The organism is Mesorhizobium sp. M0802 (assembly GCF_040320115.1).
In the GTDB taxonomy this organism is placed as follows: domain Bacteria; phylum Pseudomonadota; class Alphaproteobacteria; order Rhizobiales; family Rhizobiaceae; genus Mesorhizobium.
On record NZ_JAMYOY010000009.1, the window covers coordinates 58,970 to 78,907 of the forward strand.

Genomic DNA, 19,938 nt, shown 5'->3' on the forward strand with positions numbered 1-19,938 from the left:
CAGCCGCCTAGCTAGCAGGCGAGGGGCCGGACGACCCCCGCACCACAAGATCGACCGGCAGCAATTGCCGGTGCTGCGAGCCGTCATTTTCGAGGATCGCCTTGACGGCCAGCCGGCCCATCTCGGCGATCGGCTGGGCGACAGTGGTTAGTGGCGGCTCGGAGTCGGCGCCTTCCGGCACGCCGTCGAAGCCGACGATTGACACATCGCCCGGCACGGCAATGTTACGCTCGCGCAGCCAGTCGAGCGCATGCAGCGCGATCTTGTCCGACATGGCCAGGATTGCCGTCGGCGTCTGCGGCAGCGCGAAAATATGATCGAGGCCGGCCCGAACGCTCGCCTCGTCATTGAGGGTTTCGTAGATTGGCACTTGCGAGACGTCGATGCCGAAGCGGGAGAGCTCGCCGAAATAGCCACGCAGACGGTCGCGTGTGCCCGAGTAGAGGGATGTCGTCTCGACTTGCTCCTGCGTGACGGGACCAAAGCCAGCGTCGGCAGATTCCAGGGCGAGTACGGCAAAGCTGCGATGGCCGAACTCGGCCAGATGGCGCGCCGCCAGACCCGCGCCGGCGACGTTGTCGACGCCGATCGCAGCGACCGCCTCATTTTCCGAATCGAGATCAAGCGCCACGAAAGGCAGTTTGCGTTCGCGCGCCAGTTCGACCAGCCGCGACCCACCCTCGATGCAGAACACGATGAAGCCGTCGACCAGGGCGCTCTGGATGTTCCAGGCGAGCTGCTCGCTGTTGGCGGCCGAGACCAGCGAAATTCCGGCGCCGGTGGCGTCGCAGGCCTGCGAAATGCTGGCCATCATGACGCGGGCAAAGGGATCGTCGAAGAAATAGGACAATGGTTCCGCCGTTGCCACGCCGATGGCGTTGACCTTGCCGGCGCGCAGCAGCCGGCCCTTGGGATCCGGGCCGGCATAGCCCATCGCTTCCGCCGCCGCCTTGACCCGCTCGCGGACCTCTTCGCGCACGATTTCCGGGCGAGCGAACACGTTGGACGCGGTACCGTGCGAGACCCCGGCCGCCTTGGCGATGTCGGCAAGCCGCACTGGTCTCGTCTTGCCGGAGGTCAATGCCGTCATTTTCGTCTCCTGAACCGGAGCCTGTTTAGCACTTTCGTTGGATCGGTTCAAATTTTCCCTTGATCGGACGGCGGAGAGGGTCTATATTTGAATCGATCCAAGGGATTCACCAAGTATAACTTGGATCGATTCAAGAGGAGGGTGCCGTGCATCCCGTGAATTATCTGTTCGAAGACATCTACGGCAATGATTGGGGCATAGTCTCCGACGCCGCCACCCGCAGGCGCCGCGACAAGGTCGGGCCGTGGAGGCGTGACCTGCAATACCTTGTGAAACGCAAGCGCAGCTGATCGGCCCCGGCATTTTCGTGCCAGCTGATTGGATCGATTCAAGTTCTTGAAGAGGAGACGAACATGCATCCCGTGAAGCATCTGTTCGAAGACATTTATCGCAATTACTGGGGTATCTCGCCTGCCACGGAGCAGCCGGAAAGGCGGCGGCCGACCAAGTCTGCCAAGCGCAACCGCGACCTGCTGCCGCAAAACCGGCAGGATTAAGCCTCGTGTGATATCTGATGGGACAGGGTTCTTGGCTCGTCAGGACCGTTGCCGCACGAGCGCCGAGGCCGCGATCACCAGCCAGCCCGCGATGAGCAAGGTGCCGCCGATCGGCGCCGACATCGGGAACAGCCGCGATCCCACGAAATCCCGTGCCAGCAGATCGCCGCAGAACAGAACAAGCCCGACGAGCAGCACCAGGCTGCCGATCCGCAAGATCCGGTTTGCGCCGGCGAGGCCGACGGCCAAAAACACCGGCGCATTCATGAGCAGGAAGGATGCGGCCGTGCCGACGAAGGCGCCGCCGAGATGCGCTGATGCCGCCGACAGCGCCACGCCCGCCGCGCCGGCAATGCCGCCGGCGAAAACGAGGATGCGCGCGCTGTTTGCTGGTGCTGACTCGGCGATGCTCATGTCTCGGGCTCCGTGATTGACGATAGGCGGCGCGACCTGTCTGTCAGGATTTTTCCGATATCGCCAGCATGTCGCGCGTGCGGCGCGCCTGGGCCAGCCAATTATACGCGGCACCGCCCGCCATCAGCAACGACGTGCCGAGAAACACCGCGCGCATGCCGAAATGGCCGCCGACGAAGCCGCCCAGCAGCGGCCCCGCAACCTGGCCGACATATTGCGCCGAGATTGCCAGGCCCAGCACATTGCCGCCGACCCCATCGGGAACATTGTGGCGGATGACGCTGGTGATGCAGGGCAACAGCCCGCCCAGCACCAGACCCATAAGGAACCGCAGCCCGACCAACTGCCAGCTCTCGGTGACGAAGGCCTGCGGTATCAACAGCAGCGCCGAGACGGCCAGCGATGCGACGATGACGTTCCAGTGGCCGATGCGGTCGGCGAGTTTGCCCAGCCGTGACGCCGACAGGATGGCGCCCAGCGCCGCCGCCGACATGACGACACCTGAGACCAGGGTCACCCGGCTTGCCTCCGCGACCAGTTGCTGGACGTAAACGGTGATGATCGGCTCGATCGACATGTTGGCGAAGGTGAACAGCATGCCGGTCGCCAGCATGGCCACGACAGGGCGTTTGTCGGGGATCTGCGCCCAACTTCCCTTTGGTTTCTCCTCGCGTTTTGCCTGTACTGGCGGGCGAGGCATCTCCTTTATCAGGAACGTCGTCGCCAGCGCCGCCAGGAAAATGACGCCGCCCGCGATGAGGAAGGTGGCGCGAATACCGATCAATGGCGGCAGCGCGCCGCCAAGCAACGGGCCGACCAGGGAGCCTGCGGTGATGCCGGCCGACAGCACGCCAAGCGCCCAGCCGGAGCGCTCCTTCGGCGTCTGCATGGCGACAAGGATCGTCGAGCCTGAGGAATAACCGCCGGCAAAGCCGATCAACAGGCGCAAAAGCACCAATTGCCAGACGGTCTGCACCATGCCGGTCAGCGACATGCAGATCGCCATGCCGAAACTGGCACGCACCAGCATCACCTTGCGGCCATAACGGTCACCCAGCCGTCCCCACAGTGGCGCGACAAGGGCGGCGGCAAGGAAGGTGGCGCCGAAAGCGATGCCGGACCATTGCACGATCGCCGCGTGGCCCACGGCGCCCAGCTGTTCGACATAGAGCGGCAGGAACGGCAGCAGCAACGTCATCGCCACAAGCGTGCTGAACGATCCGGCAAAGCACACGAACAGGTTGCGCCGCCAATGAATGTTGTAGGTGGAAGGCGCTTCGGCGGCCCGCGCTGCACTGTCCTGCGGCATGTCCTGTCCTGTCCGCTTGCTGCGGATACCATTTTGGGATACCAATTTGGCACCCTCATGGACGCAAAGCCCGGCTGCTGTCAATCAGGCGCCCTCAATGTGATCGGCAAGACCAATGGGCAAGGCCGATCGCCAGCAATGGAAGCAACTATGTCGCAGATGCAGATCGTCGAAAAAGCGCTTCGCGAGATGATCCTTGGCCTCGAGGTCGGTCCTGGCGAGCGGCTGACGGAGCGCTGGATCGAGAGCCGCTTCGGCGCCTCGCGCACGCCGGTCAGGGCAGCCCTGCTGCGGCTGGAGACGGAAGGGCTGATCTGCCGCGACGGGCGCGGTTGGACCGTGTCGCCGATCAACCTTGCCGAACTGGAACAGATCGCGGTGTACCGCGAAGCCGTCGAGGTCGCGGCGGTCAGGCTGACTTCGGCGCTGGCCGACAGGAGCGCAGCCGATGTCATCAAGGCGATGCTGGACTCCTGCGACACTGCCACGCCGCGCGAGGAATGGCACCGCGTCGGCATGGATTTCCATATCGAACTGGCGCGGCTCTCCGGCAACGAGTTCCTGTTCCGGGCCGTGCGCGATGCCATGACGCGCCTGTCGCGGGCGCGCTGGCTGGAGGTGCGCGACGAGGCAGCGCTCGGCCGCGTCTGGAGCGAGCATCACGCCATTCTGGCAGCGGTGCGGGCCGGCGATGCCGATGCGGCGGCGGCGCGACTTTCCGCCCATATCGCCGGCAGCCGCGCCCGCCTGGTGACGTCGTTGCACAATGACCGGCGCGGCCTGCGCGCCAGGGGTTTTGCCGTCGTCGCCGCTTGATACCGGTCACGAAAACGAAAGAACGCCGTCGCGATCCGCTTTCGGCCTCGCTTCGCGGACGCCGATGGCGTAAGAGGCGGCCATGGAAAACAACCGATTTGAAACACCCGTGACCGTTAAGTCGGGCACGGAGGGAAGCACTCAGCACTTACGTACGGTGCGCGAGGCTTCCGATTACCTGCTCAACAGCTGGCCCGGCAAGCGCAGCCCCAAGCACCGCGAAGCGCTGCAGGCCTGCCATGACGCGCTGGCCGGCGACAAGCCGGCGATGATTGCAAGACGCGCCTTCATCGCCGCCGCGCGCGAGGTCAACGTCTTCGTCAGCGACAAGGCCCCGGCCTGATCACATCGGCCTGATCAGACCGGCATTTTGCCAGGATCCGGCCCGTTTCGCGGGCCGGTGATCCTGTCTTGCCTATTTTTCTGTCTCGGTGTCGGTTTTGGAACTTGCCTCGTTCTCAGGCTCGGCGCGCTCCTTGGCCGCGACCTTGGCGGCGAGCTTCTCCGCCTTCTTGGCGGCCTTCTGCCGGTCGCGCTCTTTGCGTTCCTGACCGTAATTCGGTGGTCGAGCCATATCGTTTCCTTTCGCTGTGCCTGATCCTGCCTAGAAGCATTGGCCGGCAAACACAACAGCGCCGCGAGGGCAGATGCCAGCGGTTCTGGACTTGCGTGATGGCGAACACAATGGTTTAGAAAAGGCTGCGGGACAGTTGCTGGAGCCGCCGCCGACCGATTTCGAATCAAAACGACCGATGGCCACGCTTCAAAGAAACGCACAGAAGCTGATCTACTATGCGCGCAACGCCATGCGCGACATCGCGCCGCCGGTTCTTTTCCGGCGCCGGCTCGGCCGGCTGCTCGATCAGGCCAGGCTTTCCGACGCATCGGTCCGCCAGCGGCTCAATTACTACAACACGCTGCGGGAGCCTTTTAGCCCCAGCCCCGAGGCCGTGCCGGTCAGCCGGCTGCCGTCGGACCGCAGCATGTACTATTACGATCTGAAGGAGTTCACCCGTTATTTCGACCCAGATCTGCGCATCGACCTGGAATTCGGCGACGTCATCGAAGTGCCGAAGATGCCGTCGATCGTCAAGGACCGGCCGATAGCGGGCGACAACGGCAACGGCGTCCTGTTCAAGCTGAACAAGTTCCGTCATTTCTACATGCCGGCCGACGATGTCGCCTTCGCCGACAAGCATCCGCTCGTCGTTTGGCGCGGCGAACTCAACAATCCGATCCGCACCTTGTTGCTGGATGCAGCCCGCAATCTGCCGTTCTGCGATGTCGGCACGCCGAGGGCGACAGCACCTGCGGAATACCGCAAGCCCTATCTCAGCATCGATCAGCAGCGCCGCTACCGCTATATCATCTCGCTCGAAGGCAATGATGTCGCGACCAATCTGAAATGGATCATGAGCTCGAACTCGCTCTGCCTGATGCCGCCGCCGACCTATGAGACCTGGTTCGCGGAAGGGCAGCTCGAGCCCGATGTCCATTATGTGCCGCTGGCGCCCGACTTCAGCGATCTGGCCGAGCGCGTGCACCATCTCGAGAAACATCCGGCCGAGGCCCAGCGCATCGTTGCGGCGGCCAACGCCTATTGCCGCAAATTCGCCGACGAGCGGGCCGAGCAGGCGATCTGCCTGCTCGTGCTCTACAAATATTTCGTGCTCAGCGGCCAGATCGAGCCCGATCCGCAGGTCTGGCGGTTTATCGCGGGCTAGCGGCCTCCGGCGCCCTTAAGTCAGATGACGCTGCGGTCCATAACCAGATCGGCCGGGCCGAAGCGGTCCTTCGCCGTAAACTGCTGGTGCCAGTAGGGATAGAGCACCGGCGGCCGGCTGACGGCATCGAGACGCTGGCGTTCATCAAAGGACAGCGTCAGGCTTGCCGCGGCGAGATTGTCTTTCAACTGGGCTTCGTTGCGCGCCCCGATCACCAGCGAGCTGACGGCCGGCCGGCCAAGCAGCCAGGCCAGCGCCACCTGGGCCGCCGAAAGGCCGCGTGCCGCGCCGATATCGACCAGCACGTCGACAATCCGCCAGAGCCGGTCTTCGTCGCGGATCGGCGGTTCCGACCAGCCGCCGATCTGGCGCGCCGTCGGACTGTCGCGGCGGTATTTGCCCGACAGCAGGCCGCCGGCGAGCGGGCTCCACACCAGCACGCCAAGGCCCTGGTCGACCGAGATCGGCAAGAGCTCATACTCGGCCTCGCGTGCTTCCAGCGTGTAGTGGATCTGCTGGGTGACGAAACGCGGCTGGTGCTGGCTGTCGCTGATGCCCAGCGCCTTCATGACCTGCCAGCCGGAATAGTTGGAGCAGCCGACATAGCGGATTTTGCCCTGGGCAACCAGCGTGTCGAGCGCGGAGATGGTTTCCTCGAGCGGCGTCGCGCCGTCCCATTCGTGCAGGAAATAGATGTCGATGACATCGGTCCTGAGGCGCTTCAGGCTCTTCTCGCATTCGCGGATCAGATGATGGCGCGACAGGCCTTCGTCATTGGGGCCCTTGCCGATCCGCATGCGCGCCTTGGAGGCGATCAGCACGTCGTTCTTGCGCTTGCCGCCCAGCGCCTCGCCGATGATCTCTTCCGACAGACCGTTGGAATAGACATTGGCGGTGTCGATGAGATTGATGCCGGCATCGATGCAAGTGTCGATGATGCGCGAGGCCTCCGCGAGATCGGAATTGCCGACGGCAGCGAACGGCCCGCTGCCGCCGAAGGTCATGGTTCCCAAGGTCAGCGCCGAAACTTTCAAGCCGGAACGGCCAAGCGTGCGGTATTCCATGTCAGATCCTCGTAGTTTTGGTGGGGAGGCGGTTTTAGCAGGAAAGGGCGGGGAAGCCCGAACGGGTCCGCCATTTGTAGGACAATTTGAGCGGCTTGTCGCCATCCCAGGGCGATGGATCGGCAATGCTCGCTGGTTTGCAGTGATCACCGGCTGGCCGGCGGCTTGCAATAAAACCGTCATTGCCGGCCTATATCGAGTCGGCTCAGGGTTTTATGTCAGCCGGCAAGCGGAGCAGTGGAAATGACTGAGTTAAAGCAGAATTCTCCGGCCAGGGATTGGCTGGAAGCCGAACTCGCCGACACGCTCGATGAGGACTATGAGCTGGAAATGTCGGAGCCGGCGCTGTCGCTGGAGATCGCCAAGATCTACAAGAGCGCGCATCCGCCGTCGATCGATCGCATGCAGTATTTCCGCGACCTGATCGGCTTGCAGTCGGAACTGATCAAGCTGCAGTCCTGGGTCGCCTACCACAAGAAGAAGCTGGTGGTGGTTTTCGAAGGCCGCGATTCCGCCGGCAAGGGCGGCGTCATAAAGCGCATCACCCAGCGCCTCAACCCGCGCATCTGCCGCGTCGTTGCGCTGCCGGCGCCGACCGAGCGCGAAAAATCGCAGTGGTATTTCCAGCGCTACGTGCCGCATCTGCCGGCCGGCGGCGAGATCGTGCTGTTCGACCGCTCCTGGTACAACCGCTCCGGCGTCGAGCGGGTGATGGGCTTTGCCGAACCCGATCAGGTCGAAGAGTTCTTCCGCGATGTGCCGGAGTTCGAGCGCATGCTGGTCCGCTCCGGCGTCACCCTGGTCAAATACTGGTTCTCGATCACCGACGAGGAACAGCAGATGCGCTTCATGATGCGCATCCACGATCCGATGAAGCAGTGGAAGCTGTCGCCGATGGACCTGCAGTCGCGCGTGCGCTGGGAGCAGTACACCAAGGCCAAGGAAGAGACGTTCGCCCGCACCAACATCCCAGAGGCACCGTGGTACATCGTCGAAGGCAACGACAAGAAGCGGGCGCGGCTGAACTGCATCGACCATCTCCTCAAACAGCTGCCCTATGAGGACGTGCCGCACGAAGAAATCACGCTGCCCGAGCGGGTGTTCAACCCGGAGTACGAGCGCCAGGTCCTGCCGCGCGAGCTTTACGTGCCGGAGAAGTATTGAGCGTCTTCGCAATTGAAGACACGAGAGGACGGCATTCTTTCGCGCCCCCCTCTGTCCTGCCGGACATCTCCCCCACAAGGGGGGAGATTGGCAGCTTCGCCGATGGCGCCCTTCTTGCTACGTTGATGAGTGGCGAAAGCCGGCGCGACATCCGATCTCCCCCGGCGTGGGGGAGATGTCCGGAAGGACAGAGGGGGCGCGACGGATCGCAATTTTCCCAAATGAGGCTTACACCCGCTTGATCGTCACATGCGTGGCGAGCGCTGTCGCCACCTGCTCGGTGCACTGGTAACCCAGCTTCAGCATATCCAGCCCGGCAAACAGGCTCTCGCCCCTCCCGAGCAACACCGGCGACACCGCCAGATGCAACTCGTCAATGAGCTTCTCTTGCAGATATTGCCGGATGGTGGAAACGCCGCCGCCGACGCGGACATCCTTGCCGCCGGCCGCGGCCTTTGCTTGTTCGAGCGCGGCGTGGATGCCGCCGGTAACGAAGTGGAAAATGGTGCCGCCTTCCATCACAATGGAGTCGCGCTCGTAGTGGGTCAGCACGAAGGTCGGCACATGATAGGGCGGGTTGTCGCCCCACCAGCCTTTCCAGCTCTCGTCTGGCCATTCGCCGCGGATTGGACCGAACATGTTGCGGCCGAGGATCCAGGCGCCGACATTGTCGAAGCTGCGGACGGTGAACCGGTCGTCCACATCGGTGCTGCCGCCATCCTTGCCGACCATCTCGTGGAAGGTGCGGGTGCCGGTCATCCATTTGTGCAGATCTTCGCCACCAACGCCGAGCGGATTTTGCAGGTCCTGGTCAGGACCGGCGCCGAAACCGTCGAGCGACAAGGTGAAGGCATTGACGCGGAGTTTGGACATGGAAGACTCCCTTTGATGACCAGTTGTGATTTGCAATCAGTATTCAAACTGATTGCATTTTGCAACTAGTATTTTAGAGGCAAGCCGATCTGTGGAATGCGCAGGGACCTCAAGCCGCCACGCGCTTCGGCATCACCGCAAACGGGCTGAGCCCAAGCCAGATCTGCATCTTGCCGGCGACGTCGAGATCGCCGGTCAGGCTGATCTTGTCGCGTTCCTTGTGAACTGTCGTCAGCCCCATCCAGATCGAGGTCATGGTGCACAGATCGGTCGAGACGTAGAGATCGACGTCGAAGCCCGGATCGTACCAGCAAAGATCGACCTCGCCCTGCTTTTCGACGATCAGCCACCACGATCGTTTTGACGCCGGCAGGTCATGGTACAGGAATTGTATCACGGTGCGCCCGTCCGGCAGCGGACTGGGGTTCAGATTGCGCCGCATGTCCCACATCAGCAGCGACGGATCGAGGTTTTTGAGCGACAGCCTGGCCTCGACCCATTTCTGGCCCCAAAACCCCATCGCCTCGACAACCGGGCGCAAATCCCGGCCCGCCTCGGTCAGCCGGTATTCGAACACGCCCTTCTCGGTCGCGATCTCGGTCCGCTCGACGATGCCGCCGGCCTCGAGGTCCTTGAGCCGTTGCGACAGAAGGGTTGGCGACATTTTCGGCACGCCGCGGCGCAAATCGTTGAAGCGGGTCGATCCCGCCACCAGTTCGCGCAGCAGCACCATGGTCCAGCGTGTGCAGAGCAGCTCGGCGGCCATGGAGAGCGGGCAGAATTGCTTGTAACCGGCTTGTGTCATGTGGTGAGCTCCAAAAGATGTTGCCGGACCTTATTCAGAAAACCTGAGTTCAGCCAGTACAGAAGCTGTACTGGCACCCCCGGTACAGTTCTGTGACTGGAGCGGTCCGGCGCCGCCATGCGAGGCAGCGGTCACGTCACCGGGCAGTCCGGTGCCGATCCATGAGGAGTTGGACAATGACCGCTTACGTGATCGCAGACATCAAGGTGAAGGACGACAAATGGGTGCCGGCCTATGCCGCTTCGGTGCATGACCTCGTCCACAAGCATGGCGGCAAGTATCTCGCCCGCAGCGGCAATGTGAAGACGCTGGAGGGCAAGCCGCTCGACACCAGCCTGATCGCCATCATGGCGTTTCCGTCGGCAAAGGCAGCCGAAGCCTTCACCAACGATCCGCAATACGCTCCGTTTGTGGCGGAGCGCCGGAAGGGCAGCGACAGCCGCTTCCAGCTGATCGACGATACCGATCTCGCCGGAACGATTCCTTATTTGCCAAAGGCGTGAGGAAAAGCCGGAACCCGGAAAGTCCGGGTTCCGGCTAGCCCTTCAGCATTTGCGCCACTTCGGGCGCGAAGCAGGTGGACGGGTACTCTCACGCGATTTAGTCTTGAACTCGAAAGTGTCGGTAGACTGAGCAGGCGCGCACGTGACCATTATTTCACTCATTGCAAAACTGTTTGCCAACCGGAACCGCCCGCAGAATAGGCCAGCTCAAGTCCCAGAGCGGGTTTTCCGCAAAGAGGCGAAATTCAAGAAACATGGAAAATTCTTCCAGATCGGACCGACATATCGCGGCGGGTCCCATTGTCTTCAGCTGGAAAACGCCCAAGCTTTGGTGCCGCCATCCCGCATACTGCTCGGGCCGACGGAGTTTGGGGGATACGGCTTTCCTGAGTACCCGGAGACGCCCAGGCTACGGCCTGAAGCGACAGACTATTGCAGGCCACCAAAAGACTTAGAAGATTTTCATTGTTACTGGCTTGTATCCGAGCGCCTGAAGGAAGTTCTGCAGTCAGTCGACCCCGATGGGGTCGTGTTTAACGACTGCGACGTATTCTATTTGAGCGGAAAGCCGATCGAACCAAAGCACTACCTTTGCGACATTGTTCGCAAGATTGATGCCGTGGATCTCGAATCGTCGAAGTTTAGGCTTTTGATCGGCGAGAATGGAGGCGTCCACTACGACCGCGCCGGAGGCGCGTGCTTCTATTTCAAGGAGGAGATTGTTGGCGATGCGCATATCTTCAAACAGAAGAACATGGGCATCGTCATTTGCACCGCCAAATTGAGAGAAGCCTGTGTCGAAGCAGGCATCAAGAATCCCGACTTGTTCCAAGACATGTCGGTTTGCGGGCGTGGTCGGCTGGACTTCGAAACAAGAAATGTCAAAGAGAGTTATGTGCTGGAGTGAATTTATCCCTTCAGCATTTGCGCCACTTCCGGCGCGAAGTAGGTCAGAATGCCGTCGCAGCCGGCGCGCTTGAAGGCGAGCAGGCTCTCCAGCATTGCCTTTTCGCCGTCGATCCAGCCATTGGCGGCCGCCGCCTTGATCATCGAATATTCGCCTGACACCTGGTAGGCGAAGGTCGGCATCTGGAACTCGTCCTTCAGCCGGCGGATGATGTCGAGATAGGGCAGGCCGGGCTTGACCATCAGCATGTCGGCGCCCTCGGCGATATCCTGCTCGGCCTCGCGCACCGCTTCATCGGAATTGGCGTGGTCGAGATAGTAGGTCTTCTTGTCGCCCTTGAGCAGGCCCGCGGTGCCGACCGCCTCGCGGTAGGGGCCGTAGAAGGCGGAGGCGAATTTCGTCGCATAGGACATGATCGCCACATCCGAAAAACCGTTGGCGTCGAGTGCGTCGCGGATGGCGCCGATGCGGCCGTCCATCATGTCGGACGGCGCGATGATGTCGGCGCCGGCCGCTGCCTGGATGACGGCCGCGGCGGTCACCTGTTCCACTGTCTCGTCATTGACGATGATGCCGTCGCGCAAGATGCCGTCATGGCCGTGCGAGGTGAACGGATCAAGCGCGGCATCGGTGATGATGCCGATCTCCGGCACCGCGTCCTTGATGGCGCGGGTTGCGCGGTTGATGATGTTTTCCGGGTCGAGGATGTGCGATCCCGTCAGGTCGCGCAGGCTGAGTTCAACATTGGGGAAGGTGGCGATCGCCGGAATGCCGAGCTTAGCGGCCCGCTCGGCCTCCTTGACGGCGAGGTCCAGCGACAGGCGGAATACGCCGGGCATGGCGGCGATCGGCTCGCGCGTGTTCTTGCCGTCGATGACGAAGATCGGCCAGATCAGATCGTTCACCGTAAGCCGGTTTTCCTGCACCAGGCGGCGCGACCAGTCGGCCTTGCGCATGCGCCGCAAGCGGCGGCTGCCGGTGATCTCGTCGACGCTGCGCGCACCGCCGGGCTTTGCCGGCGCGAATTTGTTGCTCGTCGCGGGGGTGAATTTGTTCATCGCAAAAACTCCGGGTCGAGGCGGCTTTTACCACGAGGCCTTGCCGCTGACCAATGCGACACGATTGTGCCAGTCGATAACGCGCTGCTTACGGCTTCGGCGGCCACGCCAGCTCGGGGCCGGTTTTGAAGAACGACACATTGTTGGTGAAGATGCTCTTCGGGGCAAGCCGGATCAGGCGCCCGTCCGATGGCCGATGTCGGCGACATTGTCGATGAACCAGCGGTTCCAGGTCGCCTCCGGGCCGAGATATTTGTGCAGCAGCCGTTTGAAGCGATTCGGCGCCATCGGCTCGATGGTGGCGGAGCCGCGCAGGCCGAGATGCAGCAGGATGCCGGCCTCATTGTCGAAATGGACGATCTCCACGGCGCAGCGCGGGTCACGTTCGAGGTGTTTGACAGCACTTGCCCCGGTCGAGCCGAGCAGCCAGATTGCAGCGTCCTCCCAGATGAACCACATCGGCGCGTTGCGCGGCGCGCCGTCAGGCGTCACGGTCGCCAGATTGGCCATCAGCGGGCGGCTGAGAACATCATCCGGGTCGAACTTTTTCGCATCTCCCAGCCATGGCTCGGCGCTGCGGTTTCAAGCGTCATGCGTTTGTCCCTGCATCAGAAGAAAGGCTGTTTCGCCCGGCAATTCTGCGCGCTTTTCTGCGGGGGGCAAAGCACGGTCGCGTTCCCTTGCGAAAATCCAAACCGCGCCCGCCGGTTGACGCACCCATGCGCCACCTTTAGCACTTCAGTCCCGCAGGCGCGGGGAGGGATTCTCTGACGATGGATTTTGGCGGCGGCGACGAGATCCGCTTCGAACGGTTGGGCAAGGCGGGCGTCGTCACGCTGACGCGGCCGCAGGCGCTCAATGCGCTGACACATCGCATGATCAAGGCGCTGGACAAGGCGCTCGACGCTTTTGAGCGCGATACCGGCGTCGATGTCGTCATCGTCAAGGCCGAGGGCAGGGCGTTTTGCGCCGGCGGCGACATCATGCACGTCTACGAGGCCCGCGCCGGAAAGCCGCCGGTCGAGTTCTTCGCCGACGAATACCGGCTCAACGCCCGCATCAACAGTTACAAAAAGCCCTATGTCGCGCTGATCGACGGGATCGTTATGGGCGGCGGCGTCGGCATCTCTTTCCACGGTTCGCAGCGTGTGCTGACCGAGAACGCCCAGTTCGCCATGCCCGAAGTCGGCATCGGTTTCTTCCCCGATGTCGGCGGCAGCCATCTTCTGCCCGACCTTGGCGGCAGCTTCGGCATGTATCTGGCGCTGACCGGCAACCGCATTCGCTATGGCGATGCGCTGTGGTCTGGCCTGGCCACCCACACCATCAAGGCCGCCGACCAGGCTGCCTTTCTCGACCGGCTCTGCGCCAATGGCGATCCGGAATCGGTGCTGCGCGGCTTTTTCGTGCCGGCCAGGCGGGAGACCGGCCAGCCGGTGCTGGAAGCCATTGCCCGGCATTTTTCCCAACCCTCGCTCGCCGAAATCCTCGAGAGCCTGGAGCGGGCGGCAGGCGCCGACGAGTTTGCCGCCAAGACGCTGGCCACCATCCGCACCCGCTCGCCGACCAGCCTCAATGTCGCGTGGCGCCAGATCAGCGCCGGGCTGACGCTGTCGATGGAAGCCTGCATGAAGATGGAGTTCCGCATCCTCAACCGCATGCTGGCCGGGCACGACTTCTATGAAGGCATCCGCGCCGCCATCGTCGACAAGGGCTCGACGCCGCAATGGCGGCCGGCAAGCCTGGCCGAGGTTGACGCTGCTTCGGTGGACGCCTATTTCGCGCCGCTCGAACGGGAGCTCGAACTGTGAGCGAGGTCACGTCGCGGCGCATCGTGCTGCAGCCCTCGGGTGTCGAGATCATCTTCGCCTGGTTCCAGCGCGTCATAGCGGGCTATTGCCTGCTGTTCGGCATCCTGTACTGGATCCGGCTGATCGGCTTTTATCCCGGCCCGCTGTGGCGCTTCGACCTGATGCCGGTGCACTGGCAGGTCGTGGCGGTGATGCTGGCCGTGTTCTTCCCCTTCGCCGCCGCCGGCCTCTGGATGCTGGCGTCGTGGGGCCCGGTGATCTGGTTCATCTGCGCGGTGACCGAGACCATCATGTATGCCGGCTTCCCCAATCTGTACGGCCACCGGCCGCTGATCGTCTTCTCGCATGCCGCGGTGGCGCTGCTCTACATCGCCTTCCGCGTCGTTATCTGGATGCGCAAGCGCCCCGCGCGCGCCTGAAACGCCGCCCCGCAGCCATTGGCTAAATCTTTAGGTTAATTATCCTTGCTCGGGTGACCGTTCGTTAAGCGTCTTGCGAAACCTATTACCGGTAAGCTCTTGTTAGCCCTAGCGTTTAAGTCGAATTTTATGAGTATTCGATAGTGTCGCAATCAAGGTGAAAAACAAAAAATCACCAGGGCGACAAACGAGAGGCAAAGACAATGATCAATTCGCGTCCGGCGGCGAAGACCGCCAACGTATCCGACGATCGCCGCGAGGCTATCCGTTCGCTTTACATGGAATCGCTTCAGCTGGTGGAGCGTTTGCATCGCCGTCTGCTTGACGTGATCAAGGACGAGTTCGACCGCAACGGCCGTTCCGACATCAATGCCATCCAGGCGCTGCTTCTGTTCAATATCGGCAATTCCGAATTGACCGCCGGCGAGCTGCGCTCGCGTGGCTACTATCTCGGCTCGAACGTCTCCTACAATCTGAAGAAGCTGGTCGATCTCGGCTTCATCAACCACCAGCGCTCGCGCATCGACCGCCGTTCGGTCCGCGTTTCGCTGACGCCGAAGGGCAATGAAGTGGCGGAAGTCGTCGCCGGTCTCTATGAGCGCCATGTCGGCTCGATCGAACAGGTCGGCGGCATCAACAGCGAAGAGTTCAAGCAGATGAACCGCGCGCTGCAGCGCCTCGACCGCTTCTGGAACGACACCATCGCCTACCGGATGTAATCAGCGGGCCATTGAATAGCAGCTGCGCCGGAAGAAGCGCGGCCGGAGGAAAGTCTCAGCCAACAGGCCGGTGCCGAAAAGCACCGGCCTTTTCTTTTCGAGCCGCCGGCGTTCCAAATTCGGCGCAAAGCCACGTTGCCGCCATATTCGCGGTGGAAGCGAGGGTGTGGGTATGCGGCGGCGAAAGCTGTTCGCGCGCCTGTAAGGTCGCATCGCCGTCCGCTTTTGACGGCCAGGTGACGCAGGTCATGGTTGGCTAATTGTTAACAGTGCCAACTTTAGAGTGCGGGCGATAACGCCCAACATCGAGCACGTAGCCGAACGCTGCAACAGCCAAACGCTACAAGCCAAACACGACAAGAATGTCTGGAACGTCCATGAGAACCAGCCGCCGCTTTTTCCTTTCCGGAGCTTCCGCGCTCGCCGTTGCCATGGTTGCCAATGCCGCCAGCGCGCAGGATGTGATCGACGATATCCTGAAGTCTTCGAACCGTGGCAATTGGGACGACCAGTTCGACGCCCGCGCCTCCGAAGGCGGCAAGGTCGCCTCGACGCTGCCGATCTTCAGCCTGCAGACGGTTGCCTTCACCGAACAGGCTGTGGCGCAGTATCAGAACATCGTCGCCCAGGGCGGCTGGGGCGAGGTGCCGGCGACAAAGAAGCTGCAGCTTGGCGTCGACGATCCGGACGTGGTGCCGCTGCGCAAGCGGCTGATGGTTTCGGGCGATCTGGCGCAGAGCGCCGGCATTTCGACGTCGTTCGATTCCTACGTCGACGCCGCGGTCAAGCGCTTCCAGGCGCGCCATGGCCTGCCGGCCGACGGTGCCATGGGCAAGTACACTTATGCGGCGATGAACGTTTCGGCGCAGATCCGCCTCGGTCAGCTGCAGACCAATCTGGAGCGCCTGCGCGAAAAGGCCGGCACGCTGGGCAGCCGTTATGTGCTGGTCGATATCCCGGCGGCACAGATCGAGGCGGTCGAGAACGATCGCGTCGTGCTGCGCCACACCGCAATCGTCGGCAAGATCGACCGCCAGACCCCGGTGGTCAATTCCAAGATCAACGAGATCATCGTCAATCCTTACTGGAACGCGCCGGTCTCGATCGTGCGCAAGGACATCATTCCGCTGATGCGGAAGAACCCCGACTATCTCAAGGACAGCCACATCCGGCTGTTTGCGCCTGATGGCAGCGAAGTCGATCCGATGACTGTCGACTGGTCGACGGATGATGCCGCAAAATACCGCTTCCGCCAGGATCCGGGTTCCGGCAACGCCATGGCCTCGGTGAAGATCAACTTCCCCAGCCCCGACGGCGTCTACATGCACGATACGCCGCAGCAAAGCCTGTTCGGCAAGATGATGCGCTTCGATTCCTCGGGCTGCGTGCGTGTCCAGAACGTGCGCGACCTCGTCACATGGATCCTGCGCGACACACCCGGCTGGGACCGCCAGCATTTCGAGGCGACCATCAAGACCGGCGAGAACACGCCGGTGCAGGTCGTCAACCCGGTCCCGGTCCACTTCCTCTATGTGTCGGCCTGGTCGACGGGTTCGGGAGTCGTGCAGTTCCGCGACGACGTCTACGCGCTCGATGGCGCCAGCGAACTGCAGATCACCTCTTCGCTTTAAGCGGCTGATCTCAGTCAGGAAAGGCCACCGCAAGTGGCCTTTCCGTTCGAAGTCCCACGAGGCGGGGCTGGTGGCGCCGGCCATGCGCCAGGCTTGCCGCCGCCGAAAACATCGTCGCCGGCTACCGGCGCCCAATCGCCACTTCGGACGAGGCCGACGACGCCCGGGCAGAGGCCCGCGAAGCCGGGCGGCTGGAGCTCGAAATGCGGCCTGCCGGCATCGAGGCCGAGCGCATCGCCGTGCGCGACATGTTAAGCAGCGGCGCGATCAACGACCATACGGCGCGGGCGCTGTTTACCGAGATCACGCTCACCGAAGCCTTGCTGCAGGGGCGGCAGGAGCGAAAATAGCGGTACAGGGCCGCTCTGGCGCAATCCGGCCAGCAAATTTCGCGCTGCAAACGTGGCGAGGCGAAAACAACTGTGTTAATGGCGCGGCAATGCATGTCGCCCGGAACCGTGCAGCGGTTTCGGGGCAACGATATGCATAGATAAATGCCCCGAACCGAAGGATTTCAGGCCATGGCAACTGCAGCGGCAGCGTCGAACAAGTTCGAATCCTTCTTCGAAACCACGCTGGAAGATGCCGATCCGGAGATCTTCGGCTCGATCCGCAACGAGCTTGGCCGCCAGCGTCACGAGATCGAGCTGATCGCCTCGGAAAACATCGTTTCGCGCGCCGTGCTCGAGGCGCAGGGCTCGATCATGACCAACAAATACGCCGAGGGTTATCCGGGCAAGCGCTATTATGGCGGCTGCCAGTTCGTCGACGTCGCCGAGGAACTCGCCATCGAGCGCGCCAAAAAGCTGTTCGGCTGCAACTTCGCCAATGTCCAGCCGAATTCCGGCAGCCAGATGAACCAGGCGGTCTTCCTGGCGCTCTTGCAGCCCGGCGACACCTTCATGGGCCTCGACCTGAATTCCGGCGGCCACCTGACGCACGGCTCGCCCGTCAACATGAGCGGCAAATGGTTCAAGGTCGTTTCCTACGGCGTGCGCAAGGACGACCATCTGCTCGACATGGACGCGATCGAAAAGACCGCGCATGAGACCAAGCCGAAGCTGATCCTGGCCGGCGGCACCGCCTATTCGCGCATCTGGGACTGGAAGCGCTTTCGCGAGATCGCCGATGCGGTCGGCGCCTATCTGATGGTCGACATGGCCCATATCGCCGGCCTGGTTGCCGGCGGCGTGCATCCGTCACCGCTGCCGCACGCCCATGTCGTGACCACGACCACGCACAAATCGTTGCGCGGCCCGCGCGGCGGCATGATCCTGTGCAATGACGAGGACATCGCCAAGAAGATGAACTCGGCGGTTTTCCCCGGCCTGCAGGGCGGGCCGCTGATGCATGTCATCGCCGCCAAGGCGGTCGCCTTCGGCGAGGCGCTGAAGCCGAGCTTCAAACTCTATGCCGAGAGTGTCGCCGCCAACGCGAAGGCGCTGGCGTCGAGCCTCAAGGAAACCGGCCTCGACATCGTCTCCGGCGGCACAGACAACCATCTGATGCTGGTCGATCTCAGGCCCAAGAACGCCACCGGCAAGCGCGCCGAGGCAGCGCTCGGGCGCGCCAACATCACCTGCAACAAGAACGGCATCCCGTTCGATCCGGAAAAGCCTTTCGTCACCTCTGGCGTGCGTCTGGGCACGCCGGCCGGCACCACGCGCGGCTTCGGCCAGGCCGAGTTCCGCGAGATCGGCAAGCTGATCGCCGAAGTGCTGGACGGGCTGAAGGTCGCCAATTCCGACGAAGGCAATGCGGCGGTCGAGGCGGCGGTGAAGGCAAAGGTCGTGGCGCTGACCGATCGTTTCCCGCTCTATCCCTATCTCGGTTGACCACCAGCGGCGCTTCGTCTTTTATCCCGCGCTCTGCGCCGCTTGCTGTCCGGGCGGCGCGGCCTGTTGGAGATCTGACGATGCGCATGTTCCGTCCTGCCGTTCTGGCCTTCATCGGCTCGCTTGCCGCTTTCACCGCGTCAGGCGCGATAGCCCAGGAGCAGACGCAGCCGGGCACGGATATCCCGGCCACCAACACCTTTGGCAGGTGGACCACCATCATCGATGCGCTCGACACCGGCCAGGATTCGCACAAGACCTGTGCGGCCTCGACAGCCTTTGTCGACGGCAACGGCAATGCCGGCACGCTGACGCTTTCGATCTCGACTGGCGACGCCCTGCCGCCCGATGCCTATCCGGCGATCATGTTCACCATCGCCAACAAGGAGCTGCCGACCGGCAAGAAGATCGCCGCGACCTTTGGCGACCCCGGCGTCAAGGTTTCCGCGACCGTCTATTCCAATGATGCCGGCCGCCCGAGCTGGACCGTCGACAACCAGGCCAAGACCAGTCTCGCTTTGTTGCGGGCCATGCGCCAGGTCATCTCGCTCGATGTGACGTTCGGCAAGCAGGCTGTCGCCAGCATCCCGATGGATGGCTTCACCAAGGCCTACCGCAACCTCGGAACGTCCTGCGGCTTCCCGACCAAGGACGTCGCCCCCTGACATATCTGGCGCGGCTGGCAATTTTCCTCCCGCCTCGCTATCTCTGAGGGCGCGAGCGGCCGTTGCCGAACCTTTGCCGTCCCGGCAAAAACCTCTAAGCCTATCGTTCCGCCAGAATCGCCAACCCGAAGGCTCTCCATGCGCTGTCCCTATTGCCAGTCCGAAGATACGCAGGTGAAGGATTCGCGCCACGCCGAGGATGGCGCCGCGATCCGCCGGCGGCGCGTTTGCCCCGATTGCGGTGGCCGTTTCACCACCTTCGAGCGCGTCCAGTTGCGCGACCTCGTGGTGGTCAAGAAGTCCGGCAGAAAGGTGCCGTTCGACCGCGACAAGCTCTTGCGTTCGGTGGAGATCGCGGTGCGCAAGCGCAATGTCGATCCCGAGCGCATCGACCGCGCCGTCACCGGCATCGTGCGCCAGCTCGAAAGCTCCGGCGAGACTGAAATCGCCTCGGGCGAGGTCGGCCGGCTCGTCATGGAAGCGCTGAAGTCGCTCGACGACGTCGCCTATGTCCGCTTCGCCTCTGTCTATCGCAATTTCCGTGAGGCCAAGGATTTCCACGATGTGCTGGGTGAGCTCAAAGGCGACGAGCTCAAGGGCGACGAGCTGAAGAGCGAAGAGGACGCCGGCTGAG

25 protein-coding genes are annotated in these 19,938 nt (G+C 62.6%); 16 read left to right on the forward strand and 9 right to left on the reverse strand.

Annotated elements, in window-relative coordinates:
- Window positions 1-7: 7 nt before the first annotated feature.
- Complete coding sequence (locus tag NKI10_RS14700) at window positions 8-1,090, reverse strand: LacI family DNA-binding transcriptional regulator (RefSeq protein WP_023682412.1); 1,083 nt, start codon at window positions 1,088-1,090, stop codon at window positions 8-10.
- A 146-nt stretch (window positions 1,091-1,236) separates the two neighbouring features.
- Here NKI10_RS14700 and NKI10_RS14705 point away from each other — a divergent pair, with 146 nt between their 5' ends.
- Together NKI10_RS14705 and NKI10_RS14710 are read left to right on the forward strand one after the other, a co-directional pair.
- On the forward strand, window positions 1,237-1,380 hold the full coding sequence (locus NKI10_RS14705; RefSeq protein WP_023673015.1) for a hypothetical protein: 144 nt from the start codon (window positions 1,237-1,239) through the stop codon (window positions 1,378-1,380).
- A 63-nt stretch (window positions 1,381-1,443) separates the two neighbouring features.
- Complete coding sequence (locus NKI10_RS14710; protein ID WP_023673014.1) at window positions 1,444-1,587, forward strand: hypothetical protein; 144 nt, start codon at window positions 1,444-1,446, stop codon at window positions 1,585-1,587.
- Between the two features lie 39 nt (window positions 1,588-1,626).
- Here NKI10_RS14710 and NKI10_RS14715 read toward each other — a convergent pair whose 3' ends face one another.
- Window positions 1,627-2,001, reverse strand: a complete 375-nt coding sequence (locus NKI10_RS14715) for a DUF423 domain-containing protein (RefSeq protein WP_352860662.1) — start codon at window positions 1,999-2,001, stop codon at window positions 1,627-1,629.
- A 43-nt stretch (window positions 2,002-2,044) separates the two neighbouring features.
- Entirely contained in the window at window positions 2,045-3,310 is a 1,266-nt protein-coding gene (locus tag NKI10_RS14720; RefSeq protein WP_023693244.1) for a multidrug efflux MFS transporter, read from the reverse strand.
- A 150-nt stretch (window positions 3,311-3,460) separates the two neighbouring features.
- Between NKI10_RS14720 and NKI10_RS14725 the strand changes: the two genes are divergently transcribed.
- Complete coding sequence (locus NKI10_RS14725; protein ID WP_352860664.1) at window positions 3,461-4,126, forward strand: GntR family transcriptional regulator; 666 nt, start codon at window positions 3,461-3,463, stop codon at window positions 4,124-4,126.
- 82 nt (window positions 4,127-4,208) lie between these two features.
- Window positions 4,209-4,469 carry a DUF982 domain-containing protein gene (locus tag NKI10_RS14730; protein ID WP_352860666.1) on the forward strand — a complete coding sequence of 87 codons (261 nt, stop codon included), beginning with the start codon at window positions 4,209-4,211 and terminating at the stop codon, window positions 4,467-4,469.
- 72 nt (window positions 4,470-4,541) lie between these two features.
- Here NKI10_RS14730 and NKI10_RS14735 read toward each other — a convergent pair whose 3' ends face one another.
- A complete protein-coding gene (locus NKI10_RS14735; protein ID WP_023673009.1) occupies window positions 4,542-4,700 on the reverse strand; it encodes a hypothetical protein in 159 nt (52 codons plus the stop codon).
- A 178-nt stretch (window positions 4,701-4,878) separates the two neighbouring features.
- Between NKI10_RS14735 and NKI10_RS14740 the strand changes: the two genes are divergently transcribed.
- Window positions 4,879-5,850: a glycosyl transferase family 90 gene (locus NKI10_RS14740; protein WP_023697459.1), complete on the forward strand. Its 972-nt coding sequence runs from the start codon at window positions 4,879-4,881 to the stop codon at window positions 5,848-5,850.
- Between the two features lie 20 nt (window positions 5,851-5,870).
- Here the strand turns inward: NKI10_RS14740 and NKI10_RS14745 are convergent, their stop codons facing one another.
- Window positions 5,871-6,914 (reverse strand): aldo/keto reductase, encoded by a 1,044-nt coding sequence (locus NKI10_RS14745; RefSeq protein ID WP_023697458.1) that lies wholly within the window; start codon window positions 6,912-6,914, stop codon window positions 5,871-5,873.
- A gap of 243 nt (window positions 6,915-7,157) precedes the next feature.
- Here NKI10_RS14745 and ppk2 point away from each other — a divergent pair, with 243 nt between their 5' ends.
- Entirely contained in the window at window positions 7,158-8,078 is a 921-nt protein-coding gene (gene ppk2 / locus NKI10_RS14750; RefSeq protein ID WP_023697457.1) for a polyphosphate kinase 2, read from the forward strand.
- 228 nt (window positions 8,079-8,306) lie between these two features.
- On the opposite strand, the gene NKI10_RS14755 is transcribed toward ppk2, so the two are convergent.
- Window positions 8,307-8,951 (reverse strand): dihydrofolate reductase family protein, encoded by a 645-nt coding sequence (locus NKI10_RS14755; RefSeq protein ID WP_023727512.1) that lies wholly within the window; start codon window positions 8,949-8,951, stop codon window positions 8,307-8,309.
- A 109-nt stretch (window positions 8,952-9,060) separates the two neighbouring features.
- Entirely contained in the window at window positions 9,061-9,756 is a 696-nt protein-coding gene (locus tag NKI10_RS14760; protein WP_023682403.1) for a winged helix-turn-helix transcriptional regulator, read from the reverse strand.
- Between the two features lie 176 nt (window positions 9,757-9,932).
- Here NKI10_RS14760 and NKI10_RS14765 point away from each other — a divergent pair, with 176 nt between their 5' ends.
- Complete coding sequence (locus tag NKI10_RS14765; protein WP_023673003.1) at window positions 9,933-10,259, forward strand: DUF1330 domain-containing protein; 327 nt, start codon at window positions 9,933-9,935, stop codon at window positions 10,257-10,259.
- A 142-nt stretch (window positions 10,260-10,401) separates the two neighbouring features.
- Window positions 10,402-11,166 (forward strand): imm11 family protein, encoded by a 765-nt coding sequence (locus tag NKI10_RS14770; protein WP_352860670.1) that lies wholly within the window; start codon window positions 10,402-10,404, stop codon window positions 11,164-11,166.
- Between the two features lie 2 nt (window positions 11,167-11,168).
- On the opposite strand, the gene hemB is transcribed toward NKI10_RS14770, so the two are convergent.
- The gene (gene hemB / locus NKI10_RS14775) at window positions 11,169-12,224 is read right to left on the reverse strand and encodes a porphobilinogen synthase (RefSeq protein WP_027049604.1); all 1,056 of its coding nucleotides are present in this window, start codon (window positions 12,222-12,224) and stop codon (window positions 11,169-11,171) included.
- Window positions 12,225-12,398: 174 nt separating this feature from the next.
- Window positions 12,399-12,734: a pyridoxamine 5'-phosphate oxidase family protein gene (locus NKI10_RS14780; protein WP_352860672.1), complete on the reverse strand. Its 336-nt coding sequence runs from the start codon at window positions 12,732-12,734 to the stop codon at window positions 12,399-12,401.
- 263 nt (window positions 12,735-12,997) lie between these two features.
- Between NKI10_RS14780 and NKI10_RS14785 the strand changes: the two genes are divergently transcribed.
- From NKI10_RS14785 to nrdR, 8 genes are all read left to right on the forward strand, one after another.
- Window positions 12,998-14,035: an enoyl-CoA hydratase/isomerase family protein gene (locus tag NKI10_RS14785; protein ID WP_352762228.1), complete on the forward strand. Its 1,038-nt coding sequence runs from the start codon at window positions 12,998-13,000 to the stop codon at window positions 14,033-14,035.
- Entirely contained in the window at window positions 14,032-14,454 is a 423-nt protein-coding gene (locus NKI10_RS14790) for a DUF6163 family protein (protein WP_023689511.1), read from the forward strand. Before NKI10_RS14785 ends, NKI10_RS14790 begins: the two co-directional genes overlap by 4 nt.
- Before the next feature lie 203 nt (window positions 14,455-14,657).
- Window positions 14,658-15,173: a transcriptional regulator LdtR gene (ldtR, locus tag NKI10_RS14795; RefSeq protein ID WP_023672997.1), complete on the forward strand. Its 516-nt coding sequence runs from the start codon at window positions 14,658-14,660 to the stop codon at window positions 15,171-15,173.
- 377 nt (window positions 15,174-15,550) lie between these two features.
- Entirely contained in the window at window positions 15,551-16,804 is a 1,254-nt protein-coding gene (locus NKI10_RS14800; protein ID WP_023693255.1) for a L,D-transpeptidase family protein, read from the forward strand.
- A gap of 203 nt (window positions 16,805-17,007) precedes the next feature.
- A complete protein-coding gene (locus NKI10_RS14805) occupies window positions 17,008-17,154 on the forward strand; it encodes a hypothetical protein (protein WP_023705070.1) in 147 nt (48 codons plus the stop codon).
- 171 nt (window positions 17,155-17,325) lie between these two features.
- The gene (gene glyA, locus NKI10_RS14810; RefSeq protein ID WP_023669349.1) at window positions 17,326-18,639 is read left to right on the forward strand and encodes a serine hydroxymethyltransferase; all 1,314 of its coding nucleotides are present in this window, start codon (window positions 17,326-17,328) and stop codon (window positions 18,637-18,639) included.
- A gap of 80 nt (window positions 18,640-18,719) precedes the next feature.
- Window positions 18,720-19,304 (forward strand): invasion associated locus B family protein, encoded by a 585-nt coding sequence (locus NKI10_RS14815; RefSeq protein ID WP_023689508.1) that lies wholly within the window; start codon window positions 18,720-18,722, stop codon window positions 19,302-19,304.
- Window positions 19,305-19,442: 138 nt separating this feature from the next.
- A complete protein-coding gene (gene nrdR / locus NKI10_RS14820; protein ID WP_352860674.1) occupies window positions 19,443-19,937 on the forward strand; it encodes a transcriptional regulator NrdR in 495 nt (164 codons plus the stop codon).
- The last annotated feature ends 1 nt before the right edge of the window (window position 19,938 follow it).

Bases quoted from the DNA above. Each gene is read 5' to 3' on its own strand.
- NKI10_RS14805 (WP_023705070.1), top strand. From the start codon at position 17,008: ATGCGGCCTGCCGGCATCGAGGCCGAGCGCATCGCCGTGCGCGACATG.
- NKI10_RS14785 (WP_352762228.1), top strand. From the start codon at position 12,998: ATGGATTTTGGCGGCGGCGACGAGATCCGCTTCGAACGGTTGGGCAAG.
- glyA (WP_023669349.1), top strand. From the start codon at position 17,326: ATGGCAACTGCAGCGGCAGCGTCGAACAAGTTCGAATCCTTCTTCGAA.
- NKI10_RS14725 (WP_352860664.1), top strand. From the start codon at position 3,461: ATGTCGCAGATGCAGATCGTCGAAAAAGCGCTTCGCGAGATGATCCTT.
- NKI10_RS14740 (WP_023697459.1), top strand. From the start codon at position 4,879: ATGGCCACGCTTCAAAGAAACGCACAGAAGCTGATCTACTATGCGCGC.
- NKI10_RS14760 (WP_023682403.1), bottom strand. From the start codon at position 9,756: ATGACACAAGCCGGTTACAAGCAATTCTGCCCGCTCTCCATGGCCGCC.
- NKI10_RS14730 (WP_352860666.1), top strand. From the start codon at position 4,209: ATGGAAAACAACCGATTTGAAACACCCGTGACCGTTAAGTCGGGCACG.
- nrdR (WP_352860674.1), top strand. From the start codon at position 19,443: ATGCGCTGTCCCTATTGCCAGTCCGAAGATACGCAGGTGAAGGATTCG.
- ppk2 (WP_023697457.1), top strand. From the start codon at position 7,158: ATGACTGAGTTAAAGCAGAATTCTCCGGCCAGGGATTGGCTGGAAGCC.
- NKI10_RS14765 (WP_023673003.1), top strand. From the start codon at position 9,933: ATGACCGCTTACGTGATCGCAGACATCAAGGTGAAGGACGACAAATGG.
- NKI10_RS14700 (WP_023682412.1), bottom strand. From the start codon at position 1,090: ATGACGGCATTGACCTCCGGCAAGACGAGACCAGTGCGGCTTGCCGAC.
- ldtR (WP_023672997.1), top strand. From the start codon at position 14,658: ATGATCAATTCGCGTCCGGCGGCGAAGACCGCCAACGTATCCGACGAT.
- NKI10_RS14735 (WP_023673009.1), bottom strand. From the start codon at position 4,700: ATGGCTCGACCACCGAATTACGGTCAGGAACGCAAAGAGCGCGACCGG.
- NKI10_RS14800 (WP_023693255.1), top strand. From the start codon at position 15,551: ATGAGAACCAGCCGCCGCTTTTTCCTTTCCGGAGCTTCCGCGCTCGCC.
- NKI10_RS14715 (WP_352860662.1), bottom strand. From the start codon at position 2,001: ATGAGCATCGCCGAGTCAGCACCAGCAAACAGCGCGCGCATCCTCGTT.
- NKI10_RS14780 (WP_352860672.1), bottom strand. From the start codon at position 12,734: ATGGCCAATCTGGCGACCGTGACGCCTGACGGCGCGCCGCGCAACGCG.
- hemB (WP_027049604.1), bottom strand. From the start codon at position 12,224: ATGAACAAATTCACCCCCGCGACGAGCAACAAATTCGCGCCGGCAAAG.
- NKI10_RS14745 (WP_023697458.1), bottom strand. From the start codon at position 6,914: ATGGAATACCGCACGCTTGGCCGTTCCGGCTTGAAAGTTTCGGCGCTG.
- NKI10_RS14755 (WP_023727512.1), bottom strand. From the start codon at position 8,951: ATGTCCAAACTCCGCGTCAATGCCTTCACCTTGTCGCTCGACGGTTTC.
- NKI10_RS14720 (WP_023693244.1), bottom strand. From the start codon at position 3,310: ATGCCGCAGGACAGTGCAGCGCGGGCCGCCGAAGCGCCTTCCACCTAC.
- NKI10_RS14710 (WP_023673014.1), top strand. From the start codon at position 1,444: ATGCATCCCGTGAAGCATCTGTTCGAAGACATTTATCGCAATTACTGG.
- NKI10_RS14815 (WP_023689508.1), top strand. From the start codon at position 18,720: ATGCGCATGTTCCGTCCTGCCGTTCTGGCCTTCATCGGCTCGCTTGCC.